Origin of the sequence: Candidatus Pantoea soli (assembly GCF_007833795.1) — a bacterium.
GTDB classification, from domain to species: domain Bacteria; phylum Pseudomonadota; class Gammaproteobacteria; order Enterobacterales; family Enterobacteriaceae; genus Pantoea; species Pantoea soli.
The window spans coordinates 967797-986782 of the sequence record NZ_CP032702.1; the positions used below are offsets into that span (position 1 = coordinate 967797).

Genomic DNA, 18986 nt, shown 5'->3' on the forward strand with positions numbered 1-18986 from the left:
TCTTATCATTTTCTGGCAAACGACGTGACAATACACGCCGTCACAGGCGAACAGGCTGTGTGATTGAGTTAACAAAAGTTAAGCAGGGCTTCATTAAGCCGCAGATGACTGCGGCTGGCAAGAGGTGGACCGTGCGGTCCACGCTAAATTGAGATAATCCGGAGCCGGCCGCAACCTGCGTCCTCAGGCGCGGGCGGGCAGACCGATCTGGCGCATGTCGTGGCCGGTAGGCGACTGATGCACGCGCAGACCAAATGCCGGCAGCACGGCGTAAACGTGATCGAAAATATCCGCCTGAATCGCTTCATACTCCTGCCACACCGTGGTGTTAGTGAAGGCGTAAATCTCCAGCGGCAGGCCGTGTTCGCCCGGCGACAGCTGCCGTACCATCAGCGTCATCTCTTTATGTATCGCAGGGTGCTGTTCCAGCCAGTTCTGCAGCCAGGCGCGGAAGGTGCCGACGTTGGTCAGACGTCGTCCATTGAGCGGTGAGCTGAGATCGCAGTCGAGTTCTGCGTTCCACGCCGCCACTTCCTGCGCTTTGCGCGTCAGATAGGGCGACAGCAGGTGCGCTTTCCGCAGCTCTGCCAGCTGCTGCTCGTCAAGAAACTGAATGCTGGTGGTGTCGATGTGCAGGCTGCGCTTAATACGGCGGCCGCCGGACTCTGACATGCCGCGCCAGTTTTTAAACGAATCGGAGATCAGCGCATAAGCGGGAATGGTGACGATGGTGTTGTCCCAGTTGCGTACTTTTACCGTGGTCAGCGAGATATCGATCACCGCGCCGTCGGCACCGTATTTCGGCATCTCCAGCCAGTCGTTCATTTTCAGCATATTGTTAGCCGAGAGCTGAATACCCGCCACCAGCCCCAGAATCGGATCTTTGAACACCAGCATCAGCACTGCGGTCATGGCACCCAGCCCGGTGATCAGCACGCCGGGTGATTTCCCCAGCAGCACGGAGATGATCATGATTACCATCATAATGGCGGCGATCAGTTTCAGGCTCTGAAAGATACCGCGCAGCGGCAACTGCTGGGCCAGCAGGCTGCTGGCGCTAAGCTGCTGCAGCATATCCAGCACTGAGAAGAAGATCAGCAGGGCAAAGATCATCATCCATAGCTGAGCTGCAATAATCAGCGCAGCATAGAGCGGGCTGTTGTCGTGCAGGAACAGCTCTGTCTGCAGTTTAAACAGCAGGCCCTGCATCAGCCAGACGCTGCGGCTGAACAGACGGTTGTGGAACAGCGCTTTCGGCCACTGGCGGCTGCTTTTCTCCGCCTGACGCCGCAACAGCGGCAGCAGAGCGTGGTGCAGCAGGCTGTGCGTGAGCAGCGAAATGACAATGACGATCGCCACTACGGCCAGCAAGGCCAGCAGCGGCGTGTGAGGAAGACCGGCTTCTGCGAGCCAGTGAGCAATCTGTTGTTGCATAGGATTTCCCTGTGTTGACGTGGTGTAAAGCGCCGCAGGGTAAAGAGGGGAGAGCGACCTGTCCAGGAGACAGGTCTTGAAAATGGATTACAGCCGTCGGGCGCGGGCGTCAGCCATCAGACGCGGGTAAAAGCGGAAAAACAGCGGTTCCAGCTGCGCGTAGTTATCGGTGAAATCCTGGTAAGAGTCGCGCAGGGCAGCAAGGCGCGGACGGCGCTGCGCCATGCCGTTGAGCACCCGTGCCAGCCGGGCAGGATCGGCGTAGTGCTCAAACCAGCGTTCGCGCCACATCACGGCGTTCAGCTCAATAAAGCCCGCCGGCGCGCCCGCCAGGTGCGGCACAATGGCGCGCTCCGCGGCGTCGGTAAAGTCACGCAGCGACTGCGCCGGGTGAATGTGATCCCAGTGGCGCGCCAGGAAGTGATCCCAGATAACATCCAGCGTGACGGGCGCAACACGGCGCGTTTCGGCGCGAAACAGCTGCCGCGCTTCTCGCACTTCAGGCAGGCTGTCAGTCAGCGCGTCCAGCCGGCGGTGCAGCGCAATGCCGGCCACCACGGGCGCCGGCCACTGTGCCTGTACGTTGCCGCGCACGAAGTCGGCCATCAGATTACCCAGCAGCGAGCTGTCCGCCAGCGAGGCCAGGTGAAGGTGAGCAAGAAAGTTCATGGCGCATTATAGGCAGATTCGCCTGAACGCAGCCAGTTGTTCAGAATTCGCCGCTTTTCCGCTAAACTATGCCGCCTGTTTTTGAGTCCTGAAAGAAGTGATGCATGCGTGTAGCCGATTTTGCTTTTGAGTTGCCGGAATCTTTGATCGCCCACTATCCGCAGGCGCAGCGAAGCGGATGCCGCTTGCTGTCGCTGGACGGCCCGAGCGGTGCGCTGAGCCACGGCGTGTTTACTGACGTGCTGGATAAGCTGAATCCGGGCGATCTGCTGGTGTTCAACAATACCCGGGTGATTCCGGCGCGCGTTTACGGCCGTAAAGCCAGCGGCGGGAAAATCGAGATGCTGGTGGAGCGCATGCTGGATGATAAGCGCGTGCTGGCGCACGTGCGCGCCTCGAAAGCGCCGAAACCCGGTACGGAACTGCTGCTGGGTGACGATGAAAGCGTCCGGGCGACCATGGTGGCGCGCCACGATGCGCTGTTTGAAATCGCCTTCGCTGACGACCGCGCCGTGCTGGATATTCTGAACAGCGTGGGCCACATGCCGCTGCCGCCTTACATTGACCGCCCGGATGAAGAAGCGGACCGCGAACTGTATCAGACGGTCTACAGCGCGCGCCCCGGTGCCGTGGCGGCGCCGACCGCCGGCCTGCATTTTGATGAACCGCTGCTGGCGGCGCTGAAAGCCAAAGGCATTGAGATGGCGTTTGTCACGCTGCACGTTGGCGCGGGCACCTTCCAGCCGGTGCGGGTGGAAAACATTAACGACCACATCATGCACTCTGAATATGCCGAAGTGCCGCAGGACGTGGTGGATGCCGTGCTGGCATGCAAGGCGCGCGGCAACAAAGTGGTGGCGGTGGGCACCACCTCCGTCCGCTCGCTGGAGAGCGCAGCCCAGGCCTGTCAGGACGGGCTGATTGCGCCTTTCTTTGACGACACGCAGATCTTTATCTATCCCGGCTATCACTATCAGGTGATCGATGCGCTGATCACCAACTTCCACCTGCCGGAATCCACGCTGATTATGCTGGTCTCCGCCTTTGCCGGCTACAAACACACCATGGCGGCTTACCAGAGCGCGGTGGCGGAGCAGTACCGTTTCTTTAGCTACGGGGATGCGATGTACATCACCCGTAATCCACAGGCCCCGGACGAGACCGTCGGGGCTTAATGATCAGACTGTTTCTCTGATTATCTGATGAGGTTAGTGTGAAATTTGAATTAGATACCACCGACGGGCGCGCACGCCGCGGCCGTCTGGTTTTTGAGCGTGGCGTCGTGGAAACCCCGGCCTTTATGCCGGTGGGAACATACGGCACGGTTAAGGGCATGACGCCGGAAGAAGTCAAAGAGACCGGCGCGCAGATTCTGCTGGGCAACACCTTCCACCTGTGGCTGCGCCCGGGTCAGGAGATCATGAAGCTGCACGGCGACCTGCATGACTTTATGCACTGGCCGGGTCCCATCCTTACCGATTCCGGCGGCTTCCAGGTGTTCAGCCTTGGCGACATCCGCAAAATTACCGAAGCCGGTGTGCATTTCCGCAACCCGATTAACGGTGATGCTATCTTCCTCGATCCGGAAAAATCGATGGAGATTCAGCACGACCTCGGCTCCGATATCGTGATGATCTTTGACGAGTGCACGCCCTATCCGGCGGACTGGGATTATGCAAAACGCTCAATGGAGATGTCGCTGCGCTGGGCGCAACGCAGCCGCGACCGCTTTGATGCGCTGGGTAACAAAAATGCGCTGTTCGGCATTATTCAGGGCGGGGTTTACGAAGATTTACGAGATGTCTCGGTTAAAGGTCTGGTAGAGATTGGCTTTGATGGGTACGCTGTGGGCGGCCTGGCGGTGGGTGAACCCAAAGAGGACATGCACCGCATCCTGGAACACGTCTGTCCGCAAATTCCGCAAGACAAACCGCGTTATTTGATGGGCGTCGGCAAACCGGAAGATCTGGTGGAAGGCGTTCGCCGCGGTATCGATATGTTTGACTGCGTTATGCCCACGCGCAATGCGCGTAACGGTCATCTGTTTGTGACTGATGGCGTGGTGAAAATTCGCAACGCGAAGTACAAAGATGACACCGCACCGCTGGATGCTGAATGTGATTGCTACACCTGTCGCAATTACACGCGCGCCTACTTGCATCATCTTGATCGCTGTAACGAAATACTGGGCGCGCGTCTCAATACTATCCACAATCTGCGCTATTACCAGCGCCTGATGGCGGGTTTACGCCAGGCCATCGAAGAGGGTAAATTAGAGCACTTTGTTAGCGAGTTCTACCAACGGACAGGCAAAGCGGTTCCGCCGTTAAACGTCTGATAATTTTATCAATGAGGGAAATTTAATGAGCTTTTTCATTTCTGACGCCGTGGCCGCAGCAGGCGCTCCGTCTCAGGGAAGTCCGTATTCTCTGGTGATCATGCTGGTGGTATTTGGTCTGATTTTCTACTTCATGATTCTGCGTCCGCAGCAGAAACGCGCCAAAGATCACAAGAAGCTGATGGATTCCATCTCTAAAGGTGACGAAGTGCTGACCAATGGTGGCCTGGTGGGTCGCGTAACCAAAGTGGCGGAAACCGGTTATATCTCTATCGCCCTGAACGACACCACTGAAGTAGTGATCAAACGTGATTTCGTGGCCGCCGTTCTGCCGAAAGGTACGATGAAGGCGCTGTAATTTTTCTTCCCTAAGGGAACTGCCGTGTTAAACCGTTATCCTTTATGGAAGTACATCATGCTGGTCGTCGTGATTCTCGTCGGCCTGCTGTATGCGCTTCCGAACCTGTATGGTGAGGATCCGGCTGTTCAGATCACTGGCGCGCGCGGAAGCGCCGCCAGTGAGCAAACGCTGGACCAGATCCGCAACGTATTACAACAAGACCAGATTCAGAGCAAATCCCTCGCTCTGGAAAACGGCGCTATCCTGGCGCGTTTTGCTAACACGGATGTCCAGCTGCGGGCGCGCGAAGCACTGACTAACGCACTGGGTGAAGACTTCGTGGTGGCGCTTAACCTTGCTCCCGCTACCCCACGCTGGCTGACCATGCTGGCCGCAGAGCCGATGAAACTCGGTCTCGATCTGCGCGGTGGCGTTCACTTCCTGATGGAAGTCGACATGGATACGGCCCTGAGCAAACTGCAGGAGCAGAATGCCGATGGCCTGCGCAGCGATCTGCGCGATAAGAGCATCCCGTACACCAACGTCACCAAAACGGCCAACTACGGCACGGAAATTCGTTTCCGCGACGATGCCAGCCGTGATGCGGCCATCAGCTATCTGACGCCGCGCCACCGCGATCTGGTGATCACCAGCGTGGGCAGCGACACGCTGCGCGCGGTGATGAGCGATGCGCGTCTCAGCGAAGCGCGCGAGTATGCGGTACAGCAGAACATCAATATCCTGCGTAACCGTGTCAACCAGCTGGGCGTGGCCGAGCCGCTGGTGCAGCGCCAGGGTTCTGACCGCATTGTGGTTGAACTGCCGGGCATTCAGGACACCGCGCGCGCCAAAGAGATTCTGGGTGCGACAGCCACGCTGGAATTCCGTCTGGTCAACACGTCCGTTGATCCGGGTGCCGCCGCCAGCGGCCGTGTACCGGGTGATTCCGAGGTGAAGAAGACGCGTGAAGGCCAGCCGGTTGTGCTGTACAAGCGGGTGATTCTGACCGGTGATCACATCACGGATTCCACGTCGAGCATGGATGAATACAACCAGCCACAGGTGAATATCTCACTGGATGGCGCGGGCGGTAACATCATGTCGAACTTCACCAAGGACAACATCGGCAAACCGATGGCGACCCTGTTTGTGGAGTACAAGGACAGCGGTAAGAAAGATGCGAACGGTCGCACCATCCTGGAGAAACAGGAAGAGGTGATTAACGTCGCAAACATTCAGTCCCGTCTCGGCAACAGCTTCCGTATCACCGGTATCAGCAATCCTAACGAAGCACGTCAGCTGTCGCTGCTGCTGCGTGCCGGTGCGCTGATTGCGCCGATTCAGATTGTGGAAGAGCGTACCATCGGGCCAACCATGGGCCAGCAGAACATCACGCAGGGTCTCGAAGCCTGTCTGTGGGGTCTGATCGCGTCCATTATCTTTATGGTGGTGTTCTACAAGAAGTTTGGCCTGATTGCGACCAGCGCGCTGCTGTGTAACCTGGTGCTGATTGTCGGCATCATGTCGCTGCTGCCGGGGGCCACCCTGACCATGCCTGGCATTGCCGGTATTGTGCTGACGCTGGCGGTTGCCGTCGATGCTAACGTGTTGATTAACGAACGTATTAAAGAAGAACTGCGTAACGGACGCTCGGTCCAGCAGGCGATCCATGAAGGCTACAAAGGCGCCTTCTCCAGTATCGTTGACGCCAACGTCACGACGCTGATTAAAGTGATCATTCTTTATGCGGTCGGTACCGGTTCGATCAAGGGCTTCGCGATTACCACCGCTATCGGTATTGCGACCTCCATGTTCACCGCTATCGTCGGCACCCGTGCCATCGTTAACCTGGTGTACGGCGGCAAACGCATCAACAAGCTGTCTATCTGAGGAGTGCGTTGTGGCACAGGAATATAGTATTGAACAGCTGAACCACGGGCGTAAGGTCGTTGACTTTATGCGCTGGGACACGCTGGCCTTCATCATCTCCGGCCTGCTGATCGTGGCGTCTGTCGCCATTATCGGCGTGCGCGGGTTTAACTGGGGGCTCGATTTCACCGGCGGGACGGTCATTGAGATTAACCTGGAAAAACCAGCCGATCTCGATGCGCTGCGTGAAGGACTGGTAAAAGCGGGCTTTGAGGAGCCGCTGGTACAGAACTTTGGCAGCAGCCGTGACGTGATGGTGCGGATGCCACCGGCGACCGGTAATGCCGGCCAGGAGCTGGGCAATAAGGTCGTGGCATCGATTAACCAGACCACGCAGCAGAATGCTACCGTCAAGCGCATTGAGTTCGTAGGCCCGAGCGTGGGCAGCGATCTGGCGCAGGCCGGTGCGATGGCGCTGCTGTCGGCACTGATTGCGATTCTGATCTACATCGGTTTTCGGTTTGAGTGGCGCCTGGCGCTGGGTACCGTGCTGGCGCTGGCGCATGACGTCATCATCACCTGCGGCCTGCTGGCGCTGTTCCACATTGAAATCGATCTGACGATTGTGGCCTCGCTGATGTCGGTGATTGGTTACTCTCTGAACGATAAGATCGTGGTCTCCGACCGTATCCGTGAGAACTTCCGCAAAATTCGTCGCGGCTCTTCTTACGACATCACTAACGTGTCGCTGACGCAGACGCTAAGCCGTACGCTGATCACCTCACTGACCACGCTGGCGATGATCCTGATCCTGTTCATCTTTGGTGGTGCGCTGCTGAAAGGCTTCTCGCTGACCATGCTGATTGGTGTCACCATCGGCACCATCTCTTCTATCTATGTTTCTTCTGCGCTCGCGCTGAAACTGGGTATGAAGCGTGAACATATGCTGGTACAGAAAGTGGAAAAAGAGGGCGCCGATCAGCCTTCCATTCTGCCGTAATGCCAGCCGCACAGTGATGAAACAGGCCCTCTCCGGAGGGCCTTTTTTTTGCGCCCGTCACGCTGGCGGTAGAGAAATATCGCCAGCGGGAACTGATATTTCACGCCCGATGAACGATACAGGCGCGCCGGTAATGGCGACCTTCTTCGGATGACACCACGTTAATAAAACGGGCTGCACTATGCAGCCCGTTTTTTCGCCTCAGGGCGCAGCCGCCGCCGATGCAGCTGGCGCACTGAGCACCTCGTGCACGCGCACGTAACCCAGGCGCGCTGGCGGCAAACCGTTCAGGCGCAGTGGCACCGTCACGGTCTGCTGAGGGATTAGGCTGGCGGCCACGTGAATGGTCTGGCTGAAATGCTCCGCGTTAAGCGGTTTACCGCTTGCCGGGTCCATTTCTCCCCACTCCACGGTGGCGCTGAAGGCCGGCAGCGGGTGGCTGGCCGCCGGAGTGACGCTGAGCAGGGCGCGGCTGCCGCTGGCGTCGCCTTCGACCGGCGACAGCGCAAAGGTCAATGTGCCAGCCTGCGTCTGCAGCGCAACCGGGGTGTTGGCCTGCGGCAGCAGCCAGGCGCCCTGCGCCGACTGGCTGTTTAGCTGCCCCTGTATCTCCAGCGCGCTGGCCTGACGGGTCAGCTGGCGCATCTGCTGATTCAGCTGGCCCACCTCCTGATGCAGCGCCCTGACCTGCGGCGTTGCCGGCGGGGCGCTGCAGCCGCTGAGTCCCGGCAGCGCGAGCACGGCTGCCATCCATAACGTCCTGTGCGTCATGCACTGTCCCTTCGTTTAGTGAGGAATACGTAACACCTGACCGGGATAGATCTTGTCCGGATGCGTCAGCATCGGCTTGTTGGCTTCGAAGATCTTATTGTATTCGTTGGGATTCCCGTAGACCTCTTTGGAAATCGCGCTCAGCGTATCGCCTTTTTTCACCGTATAGAAAGTGGCTTCCGGCGCCGTGTCGCTGGCGGTAACTTTATCCTCTACTTTGGTAATACCGGCCACGTTGCCTGCCGCGACCAGAATTTTCTCTTTCAGCTCCTGAGAAATGCCGTCGCCGCTAACGGTCACCGTATCACCCTGAACATCCACTTTAACTTTGTCGCTGTCAGGCAAACCCAGTTTGTTGATATGGTCCTGCAGTTTTTTATTTTGATCGTCGCCGCCCGTGACGCTGTCCCACAGTTTCTCACCCGCTTCTTTGACAAAATTAAACAGTCCCATAGTTCCTCCTGTGAATATGCCGGATTGGCTTCCTAAGCTTAGTCACTTTCACTGAGATGCGGGAAACAGCTGCTGGCTTTGTGTACAAACGGCGATTCTGCTGCCTGTATTTTGTTGCAACCGCGAACGCGCTACACTGTCTGGCCCAAAATCTCGCGACAGGAAACGTCATGCATTGCCCATTCTGCTCCGCTGTGGACACCAAAGTGATTGATTCGCGTCTGGTGAGTGAAGGTTCCTCGGTGCGCCGTCGCCGTCAGTGTCTGGTGTGCCATGAGCGTTTCACAACCTTCGAAGTGGCCGAACTGGTCATGCCGCGCGTGGTAAAAAGCAACGATGTGCGCGAGCCTTTTAACGAAGATAAGCTGGCCAGCGGCATGATGAAGGCGCTGGAGAAACGACCGGTCAGCGCGGACGCCGTCGACAATGCGGTGAACCACATTAAAACCCAGCTGCGCGCCACCGGCGAACGCGAAGTCCCCAGCAAACAGATTGGTAACCTGGTCATGGAAGAGCTGAAAAAGCTGGATAAAGTAGCCTATATCCGCTTTGCCTCGGTTTACCGCAGCTTTGAAGATATCCGTGACTTTGGCGAAGAGATCGCCCGCTTACAGGACTAAGCCATGACTGACGAACGCTATATGGCGCGTGCGCTGGAACTGGCGCGACGCGGACGTTTTACCACCACGCCGAATCCCAATGTGGGCTGCGTTATTGTGCGTGACGGAGAGATTGTCGGCGAAGGCTGGCATCAGCGCGCCGGTGAGCCCCACGCCGAAGTGCATGCGCTGCGCATGGCCGGCGACAAAGCCCGCGGTGCGACCGCCTACGTCACGCTGGAACCCTGCAGCCATCATGGACGCACGCCGCCGTGCTGTGATGCACTGATCGCCGCCGGCGTCAGCCGGGTGGTGGCCGCGATGCAGGACCCGAATCCGCAGGTGGCGGGGCGCGGTCTGCACCGTTTACAGCAGGCCGGTATTGCTGTCAGCCACGGGCTGATGATGAGTGAAGCGGAAGCGCTGAATCGCGGCTTTCTTAAGCGTATGCGCACCGGTTTTCCGTGGATTCAGCTCAAACTGGGCGCATCGCTGGATGGCCGTACCGCCATGGCGAGCGGCGAAAGTCAGTGGATTACCTCGGCGGCGGCGCGGCGCGATGTGCAACGTCTGCGCGCACAGAGTTCAGCTATTCTTACCACCAGTGCCACCGTGCTGGCGGACGATCCCGCGCTGACGGTGCGCTGGTCTGAGCTGAGCGCAGAGGTGCGCGCTGAGCTGGATGAAGCGCAGCTGCGCCAGCCGGTGCGGGTGGTGATCGACAGCCAGCAGCGCGTGACGCCACAGCACCGTCTGATTGCCCAGCCGGGCGAGAGCTGGCTGATGCGCAGCGTAGCGGATCAACAAAGCTGGCCGCCAACGGTCACGCAGATTGCCGTACCGCTGCGCGACAGCCAGCTCGATCTGGTGGCCATGATGATGCTGCTGGGCCAGCGGCAGATCAACAGCGTCTGGGTTGAAGCGGGCGCCGGGCTGGCCGGGGCGCTGCTGCAGGCCGGTCTGGCCGATGAACTGATTATTTATATGGCGCCGAAACTGCTGGGTAATGCCGCCCGGGGCCTGTGTGAGCTGCCGGGCTTATCCGCGCTGGCCGATGCGCCCGCGCTGAATTTTAGTGACGTGCGCAAAGTCGGAGATGACCTGCGCCTCACCCTGACGCCGCGCTAAAGCATGTGCGGAAAAGCCTGAGCGCGTCGCCGAAGAGTATGATAGAATCCGCCCCCTTCTGCGGGGCCAGAAAACAAACACCCAAAGGAAACGTATGAAAGTTATCGAAGCTGCGGTTGCCACGCCTGATGCGCACATTGCCATTGTCATTGCGCGTTTTAACAACTTCATTAATGACAGCCTGCTGGACGGCGCGGTAGATGCGCTGAAGCGTATTGGCCAGGTCAAAGCAGAAAACATCACGGTAGTTTGGGTGCCGGGCGCCTATGAGCTGCCGCTGGCGGCACGTGCGCTGGCTAAAGCCGGTAAGCACGACGCGATCGTCGCGCTGGGCACGGTGATCCGCGGCGGCACGGCACACTTCGAATACGTGGCCGGTGAAGCCAGCTCCGGCATTGCCAGCGTGGCAATGACCAGCGAAATCCCGGTGACCTTCGGCGTACTGACCACCGAAAACATTGAGCAGGCGATTGAACGCGCCGGCACCAAAGCGGGCAACAAAGGCGCGGAAGCCGCCCTGACCGCACTCGAAATGATTAACGTATTGAAAGCCATCAAAGCCTGATTTTTGTAAGGGGAATTTTGTGAAACCTGCTGCTCGTCGTCGCGCCCGTGAGTGCGCTGTCCAGGCGCTTTACTCCTGGCAGTTGTCCAACAACGACATTGCCGATGTGGAATACCAGTTTCTGGCGGAACAGGACGTCAAAGACGTCGATATCAGTTACTTCCGCGAACTGCTGGCCGGTGTGGCGACCAACAGCGCGTACCTGGACGGTCTGATGAAGCCTTACCTGTCGCGCCAGCTGGAAGAGCTGGGCCAGGTAGAAAAAGCCATCCTGCGCATTTCGCTCTATGAGCTAAGCAAGCGTGATGATGTGCCGTATAAAGTGGCCATTAACGAAGGCATTGAGCTGGCTAAGGTGTTTGGCGCCGAAGACAGCCATAAATTTGTTAACGGCGTGCTGGACAAAGCCGCCCCGCAAATTCGACCTCACAAAAAATAAGTGCAGAAGGCCGGTTAACCGGCCTTTTTTCATTGAGACCTGACTTATGTCCTGTGGTGAATTCGAACTGATCGCACGTTATTTTAACCGCGTCACCAGCTCCCGCCGCGATGTGGAGAAGGGAATTGGTGACGACTGTGCGTTACTGAACCTGCCTGAAAAACAGACGCTGGCCATCAGCACCGATACGCTGGTCGCGGGCGTGCATTTCCTGCGTGATATTCATCCGGCCGATCTCGGCTACAAGGCGCTGGCGGTCAATCTCAGCGATCTGGCTGCCATGGGCGCTGACCCGGCATGGCTGACGCTGGCGCTGACGCTACCAGAGGTGGATGAGCGCTGGCTGGCCGCATTCAGCGACAGCCTGTTTGAGCTGCTGGATTACTACGATATGCAGCTGATAGGCGGCGACACCACGCGCGGTCCCCTGAGCCTGACGCTGGGCATTCATGGCCTGGTGCCGGTTGGCCGGGCGCTGAAACGTTCCGGGGCCAGACCCGGTGACTGGATCTTTGTTACCGGCACGCTCGGCGACAGTGCGGCCGGGCTGGCGCTGCTGCAGCACCATCAACGCCTAAGCGATCCGGCGGTGCATGAAGCGCTGATTAAGCGCCACCTGCGGCCGATGCCGCGTATTCTGCAGGGGCAGGCGCTGCGCAACCTGGCGACATCGGCCATCGATCTCTCTGACGGTCTGATTTCCGATCTCGGCCACATTCTGGCGGCGAGTCGCGTGGGAGCCCGGCTGAATCTGGAGACGCTGCCGCTCTCTGCCGCGCTGCACGACCATTTTGAGCCGGAGCAGGTGCTGCGCTGGGCGCTGAGCGGCGGCGAAGATTATGAGCTGTGCTTTACGGTGCCGGAAGTGAACCGCGGGGCGCTGGATGTGGCGCTGGGCCATCTGGGGGTGCCTTATACCTGTATCGGGCAAATCGCCCCGGAAGGTGAGGGGCTGACGCTGCTGGAAAACGGCAAGCCGCGCCGCTTTAACCACAAAGGATTTGACCACTTTGACGCGAAATAAAGATGTCGCCAAAAGCCGGCTGCGCCTGCGTAATCCCTGGCATCTGCTGGCCACCGGCTTTGGCAGCGGCCTGAGCCCGATTATGCCAGGTACCGCCGGTTCCGTGGCGGCGATTCCGTTCTGGTGGCTGATGACCTCTCTGCCGCTACAGATTTACACGCTGCTGGTGCTGGTGGGGATCAGCGTCGGCGTCTATCTGTGTCACCGTACCGCGCGGGATATGGGCGTGCACGATCACGGCAGCATTGTCTGGGATGAGTTTATCGGCATGTGGATTACGCTGATGGCGATTCCGGCAATGAGCTGGCAGTGGGTGCTGGCCGGGTTTGTGATTTTCCGCCTGTTTGATATGTGGAAACCCTGGCCTATCCGCTGGTTTGACCGCAACGTGCACGGCGGCATGGGCATCATGGTTGACGACATCATTGCCGGTGTCATTTCAGCTGGCATTCTGTACGGGCTTGGACTCGCCGTTTAACGCCACTCCTTTTCTCTGCTGCGCCGCGACGGCCGCTTATCCAGACCGTCACGGCGCGCTGCAGTGCAGGACTTATTCAAATCCCACTACCGGATGCGGCTGATACGCCATTTCCAGTTCAGCGATCTCAGTGGCGTCCAGCTCAATGTCCACGGCTTTCACCAGTTCGGCAAACTGCTGCTCGCGTGAGGCGCCGATAATCGGCGCGGTGACCACCGGCTTGTGCAGCAGCCACGCCAGTGCCAGCTGCGCGCGGGTAACGCCTTTATCCGCCGCGACCGTCGCCAGCCGTTCGGCAATTGCCGCATCGTTCTCTTCCGTGCCGGTATAGAGTTTCTCCATGACATTATCCGATACCGAGCGCGCCGTGGTTTCCCCCCACGGCCGCGTCAGCTTACCGCGCGCCAGCGGACTCCACGGCAGCACCGCAACGCCCTCCCGCTGACACAGCGGATGCATCTCGTTTTCCTCTTCACGCTGAATCAGGTTGTACTGATCCTGCATGCTGACAAAACGCGCCCAGCCATGCTGCTGCTGCAGAGTGAGCGCCTGCGCAAACTGCGCGGCGTGCATTGATGACGCGCCGATATAGCGGGCTTTGCCGGCTTTAACCACCTCATCCAGCGCGGCCAGCGTCTCCTCAATCGGCGTGTTGTAATCCCAGCGGTGAATCTGCAGCAGATCGACATACTCCATGCCGAGACGCGTCAGGCTGTCATCAATTGACTGCAGAATATTGTTGCGTGACAGCCCCTGTGACAGGTTACTCAGCGGAAAATAGACTTTGGTCGCCACCACCACGTCATCCCGGCGGGCGCTGCTTTTCAGCACGCGGCCCAGAATCTCTTCGCTGCTGCCGTCGGAGTAGCTGTTTGCCGTGTCAAAAAAGTTGATGCCGGCGTCCAGCGCCTGCTGAATCAGCGGACGGCTGCTCTCTTCCGGCAGCGTCCAGGCGTGATTGCCTCGCGTCGGATCGCCAAAAGTCATACAGCCTAAACAGAGACGTGAAACCTGGAGATCGGTCTGGCCTAAACGAACGGTTTTCATGAAAGGCTCCTGCTCTTATACGTGAGGGAAAACTCTCCTCAAAGCATAGCAGCAGGAGCGGGGGAGGGGCGTTACTGCGCCAGCCAGGCGGCAATTTGCTGCTGAATACCGGCGGCATCCAGCTGGTAATCCACGCGGATCTCTTCCTGCGTGCCCTGCGGGATAAATTCATCCGGCAGGCCGAGGTTGAGCACCGGCACGCGCAGGCGTTTCGCCATCACGTACTCGTTGACGCCGCTGCCGGCACCGCCTTTGATCGCGCCTTCTTCCAGCGTAATCAGGGCGTCATGGCTGGCTGCCAGCTCGCGAATCAGCGCTTCATCCAGCGGTTTAACAAAACGCATGTCCACCAGCGTTGCGTTCAGCGCCTCGGCCGCAGCCTGCGCTTCCGGCAGCAGCGTACCAAAGTTGAGGATTGCCAGCTGCTCGCCACGGCGCTTCACCACGCCTTTGCCCAGCGGCAGGCTGGCAAGCGGTTCCAGCGTGGCACCGGTGCCGGTGCCGCGCGGATAACGCACCGCGCTCGGGCCATCCTGGTAGTGGTAGCCGGTGTAAAGCATCTGACGGCACTCGTTTTCGTCGCTTGGCGTCATAATCACCATGCCCGGCACGCAGCGCAGATAGGCGATATCAAACGCGCCCTGATGCGTCTGGCCATCAGCGCCGACAATCCCGCCGCGGTCAATGGCAAACAGCACCGGCAGCTGCTGGATGGCGACATCGTGAATCACCTGGTCGTAAGCGCGCTGCAGGAAGGTGGAGTAGATTGCCACCACCGGCTTGTAGCCGCCAATCGCCATGCCTGCGGCAAAGGTCACCGCGTGCTGTTCAGCAATTGCCACATCAAAATACTGCTGCGGATATTCACGCGAGTAGCTCACCATACCGGAGCCTTCACGCATGGCAGGTGTCACGGCCATCAGGCGAGGATCGCCCGCCGCCATTTCGCTGAGCCAGTTGCCAAAAATTTTCGAATAGCTGGGCAAACCCGGCGCGCTTTTGGGCAGTGAACCGCTGGCCGGATCGAACTTCGGCACCGCGTGCCAGGCGATCGGGTCCTGCTCCGCCGGCGCATAGCCTTTGCCCTTTTTGGTCATGATATGCAGGAACTGCGGGCCTTTCAGGTTACGCATGTTCTTCAGCGTGCTGACCAGCGTCAGGACATCGTGACCGTCCACCGGACCGATATAGTTAAAGCCCAGCTCTTCAAACAGCGTGCCCGGCACCACCATACCTTTCAGGTGCTCTTCGGTGCGTTTTACCAGCTCTTTGATCGGTGGCAGACCGTCCAGTACGCGCTTGCCGCCTTCACGCAGGCGCGAATAGGTTTTACCGGAGAGAATCTGGGCCAGCCGATTGTTGAGTGCACCCACGTTTTCGGAGATCGACATTTCGTTGTCGTTGAGGATCACCAGCATATCCGGCTTGATGTCACCGGCGTGGTTCATCGCCTCAAAGGCCATGCCGGCCGTGATGGCGCCGTCGCCAATGATGCAGGCAGTGCGGCGGCCCTGGCCTTCCCGCTCTGCGGCCACGGCCATGCCGAGCCCGGCGCTGATCGAGGTAGAGGAGTGGCCGACGCTCAGCACGTCGTATTCACTCTCACCGCGCCACGGGAATGGATGCAGGCCATTTTTCTGACGGATAGTGCCGATGCGATCGCGGCGTCCGGTCAGGATCTTGTGCGGATAGGCCTGATGGCCGACGTCCCACACCAGATGGTCAAACGGGGTGTTGTAAACATAATGCAGCGCGACTGTTAGCTCGACGACGCCCAGGCCGGAAGCAAAGTGGCCGGAAGACCGGCTCACGCTATCCAGCAGATACTGACGCAGCTCATCACACAGGGCCGGAAGTTTTTCTTTCGGCAGTAAACGTAATTCCTGAACCGTGCCTGCTAACGCCAGTGTCGGGTATTTTGCAATATCAAAACTCATCAGAGACTCATTATGAAAGTTATTTATCGCGTTCAATTATGAAGCTTGCCAGCGCTTGTAATGCGCTTGTGTCATACGATTGTGCGGCCAGCGTATCCAGGGCGCTGAGGGCTTCCTGATACAGATCCTGCGCTTTGGCCCGGGCGTTATCCAGCCCCATCAGCGCCGGGTAGGTGCTTTTGCCCAGTGCCTGATCGGCACCCTGCGTTTTGCCCAGCACCGCGGTATCCCCAATGACATCCAGAATGTCATCCTGCACCTGAAACGCCAGACCGATGGCGCTGGCATAACTGTCCAGCTGCGGCAGCGCGGCGCGGCCTGCCTCACCCGCCGCCAGCGCACCGAGACGCACAGCGGCACGAATCAGCGCGCCGGTTTTGTGGCGATGAATCTGTTCGAGCTGGGCAAGATCGATGTGTTTGCCTTCGGCGGCCAGATCCAGTGCCTGTCCGCCGCACATACCGGCAACGCCGCTGGCCTGGGCCAGTTCCGACAGCATCGCAATACGGTCCTGCGGGCTGACGCCCGGCATGGGCTGATCGGCGAGGATCGAAAACGCCAGAGTTTGCAGTGCATCACCGGCGAGAATCGCCGTGTCTTCACCATACTTTATATGGCAGGTTGGCTGCCCGCGGCGGAGTGCGTCGTCATCCATCGCCGGCAGATCGTCATGAATCAGAGAGTAAGCATGGATACACTCTATCGCCGCGGCGGGCGCATCCAGGCTGGCGCTATCGGCGCGCAGCATTTCTCCTGTGGCGTACACCAGAAACGGGCGCAGGCGCTTACCGCCTAATAGTGCCCCATAATGCATGGCATTCACCAGAGGAGAACTCTGAAAAGGAAGTGGATCTATTAAGCGCGTCAACGCCAGATTCACGCGCTCATGGTACGCGCGCTGTAATTGGACGAAATCCATCAGTCATTTTCCGGCGTAAAAGGAGCAAGCTCAGCGTCTTTGTCATCGCTCAGCAGAATCTGAACGCGCTGCTCAGCCTGCTGCAGCGTCTGCTGGCCGCTGCGTGCCAGCTGAACGCCACGTTCGAATTCATTCAGCGCATCTTCCAGCGGTAGTTCGCCACTTTCCAGGCGGCTGACAATCTGTTCCAGCTGCTGCAGGGCGCTTTCAAACGTTACAGGCGCTTCGGCTTTTTTCGGCATAATCAGTGTCGACTCACAGGTTGGGAATCATCTTGCAATCGGTCATGGTAGCCGACGAGAATTAATTAGCAAAATAATCAATCCGGGGCGGCTTGCTTAAAGCAGTCGACCGACAAAGGTGGTATACTTTCGCGCCTCGGATGCGGGGGCGATAACAAACCCCGCAATTATATGATCTTACCAGCTAAGTGCCGATGCTTTTAGCACTTATTTGCCCAACGAAGCTGTGTCGCCATGAAGTTTATCATCAAGCTCTTTCCTGAAATCACCATCAAAAGTCAGTCGGTGCGGCTGCGCTTTATCAAAATTCTGACCGGCAATATCCGTAACACTCTGCGTACCGTCGCTGACGACATCGCGGTAGTGCGCCACTGGGATCACATTGAGGTCCGCGCGAAGGATGAAGCACTGCGCCCGATTATCACGGACGAGCTGACGCGTATTCCGGGTATTCACCACGTGCTGGCGGTAGAAGACCGCACCTGGACCGATATGCACGACATCTTCGAGCAGACGCTGGCGCTGAACCGCGAGCGGCTGGAAGGCAAAAGCTTCTGCGTGCGCGTGAAGCGTCGTGGTAAGCATAGCTTCAGTTCGCAGGATGTGGAGCGCTATGTTGGCGGTGGGCTTAATCAGCATATTGAAAGCGCGCGCGTGCAGCTGAACCGCCCTGAGGAGACGGTCAATCTGGAGATTGAAGATGATCGCCTGCTGCTGGTGACCGGCCGCTATGAAGGGCTGGGCGGCTTCCCGATTGGTACACAGGAAGACGTGCTGTCGCTGATTTCCGGCGGTTTCGATTCCGGTGTTTCCAGCTATATGCTGATGCGTCGCGGCTGCCGCGTGCACTACTGCTTCTTTAATCTGGGCGGCGCCGCGCATGAAATTGGCGTTCGCCAGGTGGCGCACTATCTGTGGCAGCGCTTTGGCCGTTCGCATCGCGTGCGCTTTGTGGCGATCAACTTTGAGCCGGTGGTGGGCGAGATCCTTGAAAAAGTGGATGACGGCCAGATGGGCGTGGTGCTGAAGCGGATGATGGTTCGCGCGGCCTCAATGGTCGCAGAGCGCTACGGCGTGCAGGCGCTGGTCACCGGCGAAGCGCTGGGGCAGGTCTCCAGCCAGACGCTGACCAACCTGCGCCTGATCGATAACGCCTCGGATACGCTGATTCTGCGTCCGCTGATTTCCCACGACAAAGAGCACATCATTGATGTGGCGCGTCAGATTGGCACCGAAGATTTTGCCCGTACCATGCCGGAGTACTGTGGCGTGATCTCCAAAAGCCCGACCGTCAAAGCGGTGAAGGCGAAGATTGAAGCCGAAGAGGGCAATTTTGACTTCGACATCCTGAACCGGGTGGTGCAGGAAGCCAGCAACGTCGACATTCGTGAAATTGCCGAGCAGACAGAAGAGGAAGTCACCGAGGTTGAAACCGTGGACTCTTTCAGCGACAACGATATGGTGCTGGATATCCGCGCGGTGGATGAGCAGGAAGATAAGCCACTGTCGCTGCAGGGCGTCGGCGTGAAATCCCTGCCGTTCTACAAGCTGAGCACGCAGTTTGGCGACCTGGATCAGAGTAAAACCTGGCTGCTGTATTGCGATCGCGGCGTCATGAGCCGTCTGCAGGCGCTCTATCTGCACGAGCAGGGCTTCAAAAACGTGAAGGTCTACCGGCCGTAAGCTGGCGGGTGACCGGCTATCCGGGCCGCGGTTAAAGGCGGCCCGTTGCGC

20 protein-coding genes are annotated in these 18986 nt (G+C 58.6%); 12 read left to right on the forward strand and 8 right to left on the reverse strand.

All coding sequences use genetic code 11. The features are described from left to right. Window positions 1-183: 183 nt before the first annotated feature. Both D8B20_RS04380 and D8B20_RS04385 read right to left on the reverse strand, forming a co-directional pair. Window positions 184-1434, reverse strand: a complete 1251-nt coding sequence (locus tag D8B20_RS04380; protein ID WP_145887476.1) for a mechanosensitive ion channel family protein — start codon at window positions 1432-1434, stop codon at window positions 184-186. An 87-nt stretch (window positions 1435-1521) separates the two neighbouring features. Then, window positions 1522-2103: an acyl carrier protein phosphodiesterase gene (locus tag D8B20_RS04385; protein ID WP_145887478.1), complete on the reverse strand. Its 582-nt coding sequence runs from the start codon at window positions 2101-2103 to the stop codon at window positions 1522-1524. 104 nt (window positions 2104-2207) lie between these two features. Here D8B20_RS04385 and queA point away from each other — a divergent pair, with 104 nt between their 5' ends. The 5 genes from queA to secF are packed head-to-tail and all read left to right on the forward strand — an operon-like array spanning window position 2208 to window position 7650. Next, window positions 2208-3278, forward strand: a complete 1071-nt coding sequence (queA, locus tag D8B20_RS04390; RefSeq protein WP_145887480.1) for a tRNA preQ1(34) S-adenosylmethionine ribosyltransferase-isomerase QueA — start codon at window positions 2208-2210, stop codon at window positions 3276-3278. Between the two features lie 38 nt (window positions 3279-3316). Next, the gene (gene tgt, locus D8B20_RS04395) at window positions 3317-4441 is read left to right on the forward strand and encodes a tRNA guanosine(34) transglycosylase Tgt (RefSeq protein ID WP_145887482.1); all 1125 of its coding nucleotides are present in this window, start codon (window positions 3317-3319) and stop codon (window positions 4439-4441) included. A gap of 25 nt (window positions 4442-4466) precedes the next feature. Beyond that, the gene (yajC, locus tag D8B20_RS04400) at window positions 4467-4799 is read left to right on the forward strand and encodes a preprotein translocase subunit YajC (protein ID WP_145887484.1); all 333 of its coding nucleotides are present in this window, start codon (window positions 4467-4469) and stop codon (window positions 4797-4799) included. A 24-nt stretch (window positions 4800-4823) separates the two neighbouring features. Further along, on the forward strand, window positions 4824-6671 hold the full coding sequence (gene secD / locus D8B20_RS04405; RefSeq protein WP_145887486.1) for a protein translocase subunit SecD: 1848 nt from the start codon (window positions 4824-4826) through the stop codon (window positions 6669-6671). A 10-nt stretch (window positions 6672-6681) separates the two neighbouring features. Next, on the forward strand, window positions 6682-7650 hold the full coding sequence (gene secF, locus D8B20_RS04410) for a protein translocase subunit SecF (protein ID WP_145887488.1): 969 nt from the start codon (window positions 6682-6684) through the stop codon (window positions 7648-7650). 201 nt (window positions 7651-7851) lie between these two features. Here the strand turns inward: secF and D8B20_RS04415 are convergent, their stop codons facing one another. Both D8B20_RS04415 and lysM read right to left on the reverse strand, forming a co-directional pair. Continuing rightward, the gene (locus D8B20_RS04415; RefSeq protein WP_145887490.1) at window positions 7852-8421 is read right to left on the reverse strand and encodes a SadB/YajI family lipoprotein; all 570 of its coding nucleotides are present in this window, start codon (window positions 8419-8421) and stop codon (window positions 7852-7854) included. A 15-nt stretch (window positions 8422-8436) separates the two neighbouring features. Next, window positions 8437-8874 carry a peptidoglycan-binding protein LysM gene (lysM, locus tag D8B20_RS04420; RefSeq protein ID WP_145887491.1) on the reverse strand — a complete coding sequence of 146 codons (438 nt, stop codon included), beginning with the start codon at window positions 8872-8874 and terminating at the stop codon, window positions 8437-8439. A 170-nt stretch (window positions 8875-9044) separates the two neighbouring features. Between lysM and nrdR the strand changes: the two genes are divergently transcribed. The 6 genes from nrdR to pgpA all read left to right on the forward strand — a co-directional run bounded on the left by nrdR (window position 9045) and on the right by pgpA (window position 13107). After that, on the forward strand, window positions 9045-9494 hold the full coding sequence (gene nrdR, locus D8B20_RS04425; RefSeq protein WP_145887494.1) for a transcriptional regulator NrdR: 450 nt from the start codon (window positions 9045-9047) through the stop codon (window positions 9492-9494). A gap of 3 nt (window positions 9495-9497) precedes the next feature. After that, entirely contained in the window at window positions 9498-10601 is a 1104-nt protein-coding gene (ribD, locus tag D8B20_RS04430; RefSeq protein ID WP_145887496.1) for a bifunctional diaminohydroxyphosphoribosylaminopyrimidine deaminase/5-amino-6-(5-phosphoribosylamino)uracil reductase RibD, read from the forward strand. Window positions 10602-10695: 94 nt separating this feature from the next. Then, window positions 10696-11166 carry a 6,7-dimethyl-8-ribityllumazine synthase gene (gene ribH / locus D8B20_RS04435; protein ID WP_145887498.1) on the forward strand — a complete coding sequence of 157 codons (471 nt, stop codon included), beginning with the start codon at window positions 10696-10698 and terminating at the stop codon, window positions 11164-11166. Between the two features lie 19 nt (window positions 11167-11185). Further along, window positions 11186-11605: a transcription antitermination factor NusB gene (nusB, locus tag D8B20_RS04440; protein ID WP_145887499.1), complete on the forward strand. Its 420-nt coding sequence runs from the start codon at window positions 11186-11188 to the stop codon at window positions 11603-11605. 46 nt (window positions 11606-11651) lie between these two features. Further along, a complete protein-coding gene (thiL, locus tag D8B20_RS04445; protein WP_145887501.1) occupies window positions 11652-12629 on the forward strand; it encodes a thiamine-phosphate kinase in 978 nt (325 codons plus the stop codon). Continuing rightward, a complete protein-coding gene (pgpA, locus tag D8B20_RS04450; protein WP_145887503.1) occupies window positions 12607-13107 on the forward strand; it encodes a phosphatidylglycerophosphatase A in 501 nt (166 codons plus the stop codon). Before thiL ends, pgpA begins: the two co-directional genes overlap by 23 nt. Before the next feature lie 72 nt (window positions 13108-13179). On the opposite strand, the gene D8B20_RS04455 is transcribed toward pgpA, so the two are convergent. From D8B20_RS04455 to xseB, 4 genes are all read right to left on the reverse strand, one after another. Then, window positions 13180-14154: an aldo/keto reductase gene (locus D8B20_RS04455; RefSeq protein WP_145887505.1), complete on the reverse strand. Its 975-nt coding sequence runs from the start codon at window positions 14152-14154 to the stop codon at window positions 13180-13182. Between the two features lie 71 nt (window positions 14155-14225). After that, window positions 14226-16091 (reverse strand): 1-deoxy-D-xylulose-5-phosphate synthase, encoded by a 1866-nt coding sequence (gene dxs, locus D8B20_RS04460; protein ID WP_145887507.1) that lies wholly within the window; start codon window positions 16089-16091, stop codon window positions 14226-14228. A gap of 19 nt (window positions 16092-16110) precedes the next feature. Continuing rightward, the gene (gene ispA / locus D8B20_RS04465) at window positions 16111-17010 is read right to left on the reverse strand and encodes a (2E,6E)-farnesyl diphosphate synthase (RefSeq protein WP_145887509.1); all 900 of its coding nucleotides are present in this window, start codon (window positions 17008-17010) and stop codon (window positions 16111-16113) included. Next, window positions 17010-17252: an exodeoxyribonuclease VII small subunit gene (gene xseB / locus D8B20_RS04470; protein WP_145887511.1), complete on the reverse strand. Its 243-nt coding sequence runs from the start codon at window positions 17250-17252 to the stop codon at window positions 17010-17012. The genes ispA and xseB overlap by 1 nt, the downstream gene beginning before the upstream one ends. A gap of 234 nt (window positions 17253-17486) precedes the next feature. Here xseB and thiI point away from each other — a divergent pair, with 234 nt between their 5' ends. Next, on the forward strand, window positions 17487-18935 hold the full coding sequence (thiI, locus tag D8B20_RS04475; RefSeq protein ID WP_145887513.1) for a tRNA uracil 4-sulfurtransferase ThiI: 1449 nt from the start codon (window positions 17487-17489) through the stop codon (window positions 18933-18935). Window positions 18936-18986 lie beyond the last annotated feature (51 nt).

Excerpts from the sequence above, each read along its gene's own strand:
- D8B20_RS04455 (WP_145887505.1), bottom strand. The coding sequence starts at position 14,154 with ATGAAAACCGTTCGTTTAGGCCAGACCGATCTCCAGGTTTCACGTCTC.
- thiI (WP_145887513.1), top strand. The coding sequence starts at position 17,487 with ATGAAGTTTATCATCAAGCTCTTTCCTGAAATCACCATCAAAAGTCAG.
- lysM (WP_145887491.1), bottom strand. The coding sequence starts at position 8,874 with ATGGGACTGTTTAATTTTGTCAAAGAAGCGGGTGAGAAACTGTGGGAC.
- nrdR (WP_145887494.1), top strand. The coding sequence starts at position 9,045 with ATGCATTGCCCATTCTGCTCCGCTGTGGACACCAAAGTGATTGATTCG.
- thiL (WP_145887501.1), top strand. The coding sequence starts at position 11,652 with ATGTCCTGTGGTGAATTCGAACTGATCGCACGTTATTTTAACCGCGTC.
- D8B20_RS04380 (WP_145887476.1), bottom strand. The coding sequence starts at position 1,434 with ATGCAACAACAGATTGCTCACTGGCTCGCAGAAGCCGGTCTTCCTCAC.
- D8B20_RS04385 (WP_145887478.1), bottom strand. The coding sequence starts at position 2,103 with ATGAACTTTCTTGCTCACCTTCACCTGGCCTCGCTGGCGGACAGCTCG.
- dxs (WP_145887507.1), bottom strand. The coding sequence starts at position 16,091 with ATGAGTTTTGATATTGCAAAATACCCGACACTGGCGTTAGCAGGCACG.
- yajC (WP_145887484.1), top strand. The coding sequence starts at position 4,467 with ATGAGCTTTTTCATTTCTGACGCCGTGGCCGCAGCAGGCGCTCCGTCT.
- ribD (WP_145887496.1), top strand. The coding sequence starts at position 9,498 with ATGACTGACGAACGCTATATGGCGCGTGCGCTGGAACTGGCGCGACGC.
- ispA (WP_145887509.1), bottom strand. The coding sequence starts at position 17,010 with ATGGATTTCGTCCAATTACAGCGCGCGTACCATGAGCGCGTGAATCTG.
- xseB (WP_145887511.1), bottom strand. The coding sequence starts at position 17,252 with ATGCCGAAAAAAGCCGAAGCGCCTGTAACGTTTGAAAGCGCCCTGCAG.
- D8B20_RS04415 (WP_145887490.1), bottom strand. The coding sequence starts at position 8,421 with ATGACGCACAGGACGTTATGGATGGCAGCCGTGCTCGCGCTGCCGGGA.
- ribH (WP_145887498.1), top strand. The coding sequence starts at position 10,696 with ATGAAAGTTATCGAAGCTGCGGTTGCCACGCCTGATGCGCACATTGCC.
- queA (WP_145887480.1), top strand. The coding sequence starts at position 2,208 with ATGCGTGTAGCCGATTTTGCTTTTGAGTTGCCGGAATCTTTGATCGCC.